A 3,632-nucleotide genomic window follows, 5' to 3' on the forward strand; every position below is an offset into this window, starting at 1 on the left:
TCGCCTATGTGACGACGAAGGCATTCCTGGAGGCGTTCGGGTTCGCTTCGCTGCGCGACCTGCCCGACCTCGAACGGCTGAAGGCCGAAGGGCCGCGGCAGAGAGACGTGGACGAGGCAGGCCTCGACCGCGCGCTTGGGATCATGGATGCAGTCGCCGACGACATTTTTGGCGGCAACAAAGTTGAACTGGATGATATCGAAGAATTCTGAATCGACGCTCTGTCGGCGATCTTGGAATCATGGTGGGTAGCGCCCGGCGAACGATCCACCAGTCACCACGAGCTTTTGTTACGATCAAGCCGACGGAACCCAATTTGGTGTCCGACGCGGGTCGCGGATTTGATTCCGCCATGCGGAGGTTCGAATCCTCCCGCCCCAGCCACATCGCGAGCCGCGCGCCGCTGCATTTCCGCCAAATCGTTGTTGGATCAATAAACCTGCTCTGGGGCCAGCGCCGCCACCCGCTGGCGCAGCATCTCGAGCAGCGGCCGCGCCTCCGCCGGTGGCAGGGCGCGCCAACAATCCAGCAGCAGGACCTCGTCCTCCGTCCGCGCGATGCCGCCGGCCGTCGCCGGAAGTTCTTGACCGGTCACCAACCAATCGAGAGACACGCCGAAGAAGGTTGAAAGCGCGGTCAAGGCGCCGCGACCCGGCGTGTCGTCCCCGGTCTCGATCTTGGAGAGATGACTGCGGTCGACCCCGACGGCGCGCGCGACGTCGATCTGATTAAGGTTGCGGGCGCGGCGGAGTTCCCGCAGGCGCTGGGCGAGGGTGTTCAAAGGCGACGATCCCGAGCGATTCTGGCGAGAGCGAGATGAGTTCAGGTGAAATCAACCTGAACACTGAGTCTCGCGCTCGATCAGTAGTTTAGAGGCCGATTCAGACTTTGGGTCGAAGCGATCCGAAGTCATCGAACTCCACGGCGAAGCATGCCGGATTTCAGCGAGAAAAGGGAGGGCACGGTCGCCGGTCCCGATGCCGCTGTCATCGTATCACTGGTCTGTGATCGAAATATTTGGTATAAGAGGGGGCTTCCATGAAGTATTAATGCTTACTTAAGAGAGTATAAAGTGCAAAAAAGGTCATGGAGAAGCGCTCAGAGACTGCTGAGGACGCTTTTTTTTGTCTCTCTCTTCTTCCCGATCTTCATCGTCGGATTAACCTTGTGGGTGGACCACGGCGCCGAGTGGCGCGAGGCCAGGGACGAACTCGACAGCCAGGCCCGCATCGCCGGCGACAATGCGGCGCGCGCCTTCCGCCAGCAGGCCCTCGTGGCCGATCGCGTGAACCTCCTGCTCGCCGGGATGGACGCTGCCCAGGTGAAATCCGAGGAATTGGCGATCCATCAATCCCTTCTCGCGCTTATCGCCCCCATTCCGGATATCGACGGCATCGTCATCATCGATGCCGCCGGGGAGCCTCTCGTCGCCGCGAACGCCTATCCTGTGCCAAAGCTCGATCTCGCCGATCGGCCCTATTTCAAAGGGACTATGGCGGCCGATTCGGGCCGCTTCGTGAGCGGGCTGGAGACCGGCACGGTCATCAAGCGTCGTTTCTTCGGTTATGGCCGCCGCTGGACGGACCGCGCAGGCGCGGTGCGCGGCGTGATCGAAATCCTGGTCTCGCCGCGATATTTTGAGGATTTATACGATGCCCTCCTGACGGAACAGCCGGGCAAGCGCGATGGGCGCAACATTGCCCTCCTGCGCATGGACGGAACCCTGCTGACGGGCACACCGGCCGAGGCGGCTGCTCGCGCGGCGGCGGCCGGGATCTCTGGCTTCCGCGCGGCCATCGCCGATGCGCCGGACAGTGGCGACTACCGCCAAGACGGGGCAGGGTCGGGCGGCGCCGCCCTGACCGTCTACCGCCGGGTGGCGACCTTGCCGCTTTATATTGCCGCGAGCCTGCCCGAGGCGGTGATTGTTGCGGACTGGCGAGAGAAGGCGACCATCCATCTTCTCATCACCTTGCCGGTGACGTTGCTCTTCTCTCTCCTGCTGGGCATCGCGCTCCAGCGCGTGCAACGGGAGGACGCGGCCCGCGCGACGCTCGATGCCGAAATGGAGCGTCGCGCGGCGGCAGAGAATACGCTTCTCCGCTCCCAGCGGCTCGAGGCCGTGGGGCAGGTCACGGGCGGCGTTGCACACGACTTCAACAATCTGCTGACCATCATTATGGGCTGCGCCGAACTGCTGGAGCGCAGGCCGAGCAATTCGGACAACGTCTGCCGGCTTGCCCGCAACATCCGGGGCGCGGCCGAACGCGGCGCGGACATCACCGCGAGCCTGCTTGCCTTTTCGCGCCGCCAGCCGATGCGGGCCGAAGTAGTGGACGTCAACCGCGCTCTGCTCGATTTCGTGCCGCTGCTGCGCCGGGCCGCGCGCGAATCCGCCGTCGTGCTGCTCGATCTGGCGCCGCAGGTCCTGCCCGTTACCCTCGACCCCGGCCAATTCGAGGCGGCGATCCTCAACCTCGTCGGCAATGCCCGGGATGCCCTCCCGCAAGGCGGGCGCATCTGCATCTCGACCCGCAGCACGACGGATGCCAGCGCCTATCCGGAGGCGGCGCAGGGCCCGGTGACGGTCGTGACCGTGACCGATGACGGCACGGGCATGGATGCCGCCACCGCCGCCCGTGCCGTCGAACCCTTCTTCACGACCAAGGAGATCGGGCGTGGCACGGGTCTCGGCCTCAGTCAGGTCTATGGCTTCGTGAAGCAGTCGGAGGGCGAATTCCGCATCGAGACGGCGCCCGGACGGGGCACTTCGGTGCTCATGGTCCTGCCGTGCTGTGCCGCGAAACCGGCTGCCCCGCGGACCTTGACCGACGAAGCGGGCGGCGGCGCCGCTGGGGAGGTGGTGCTGGTCGTGGAGGACGAGGCGATCGTCCGTGCCACGGTGGTCGAGGTTCTGCTGAATTGCGGCTACCGCACGCTGGATGCGCCGCATGCCGAAGGTGCGCTTGCCCTGCTGCAACGGGAGAAGCGGGTCGACCTGCTCTTCTCGGATCTCGTCATGCCGGGATCGATGAACGGCCTGGAACTCGCCGAGGCAGCGCGGCAGCTCCATCCTTGCATCCGGATCCTGGTGACCTCGGGCTACGATGCACCCTTTGACGGTTCAGGATCGCCGCATGCTTTCCTGCGCAAGCCCTACGATCCGGCGACCCTCGCCGTCCGTGTCAGGCAGGTCCTGGATCTTCCTCGGGCGCCCGTGCCCGGTCCGGGTACCGCGCGGACGGGCATCTGTGCCGCCGAGGCGAGCGAGGAGGCTTGACCGCCCGAGGCTTAGCCGCCCGCGGCTTGACCGCCCGAGGCTTAACCGCCCGAGGCTTGACCATCGGATCTTCGCCGCGCATGTTCCCTTAATGTTCCTGTTAACGCCCGGCCGAGCCGGAAAGGGAGGGCAGAGTGGCGCGCATCAAGAAGGAGGATCAGACGAAGATCCTGGCTTATGTCAACGAGGAGCACCGCCCGGTGCGCGCGGTCGCGGCGGAATTCGGGTGCACGCCGGCGGCGATCTATGCCTTGCTGGTGCGGAGCCGGCGCGACTCGGAAACCGGCGCTGCGGCGGCGGAACAGCCACCGCTCGCGCTTACCCCCGCTGCATCTCCCACCGCCGAGGCGGC

The 3,632-nt window shown here is 65.3% G+C and carries 3 protein-coding genes and 1 pseudogene; 3 read left to right on the forward strand and 1 reads right to left on the reverse strand.

Annotated features, from left to right (window positions below; genetic code table 11):
* A pseudogene (locus VL752_RS14055) lies at positions 1 to 212 on the forward strand (hypothetical protein); the annotation flags it as partial.
* A gap of 218 nt (positions 213 to 430) precedes the next feature.
* Here VL752_RS14055 and VL752_RS14060 read toward each other — a convergent pair.
* Entirely contained in the window at positions 431 to 781 is a 351-nt protein-coding gene (locus VL752_RS14060; RefSeq protein ID WP_325356304.1) for a helix-turn-helix domain-containing protein, read from the reverse strand.
* 390 nt (positions 782 to 1,171) lie between these two features.
* On the opposite strand from VL752_RS14060, the gene VL752_RS14065 reads away from it, so the two are divergent.
* Complete coding sequence (locus VL752_RS14065; RefSeq protein ID WP_325356306.1) at positions 1,172 to 3,280, forward strand: ATP-binding protein; 2,109 nt, start codon at positions 1,172 to 1,174, stop codon at positions 3,278 to 3,280.
* Between the two features lie 134 nt (positions 3,281 to 3,414).
* The coding region (locus VL752_RS14070) for a hypothetical protein (RefSeq protein ID WP_325356308.1) at positions 3,415 to 3,632 on the forward strand (218 nt) is incomplete at its 3' end.

This window comes from Acidisoma sp. (assembly GCF_035492295.1).
Taxonomy (GTDB): domain Bacteria; phylum Pseudomonadota; class Alphaproteobacteria; order Acetobacterales; family Acetobacteraceae; genus Acidisoma.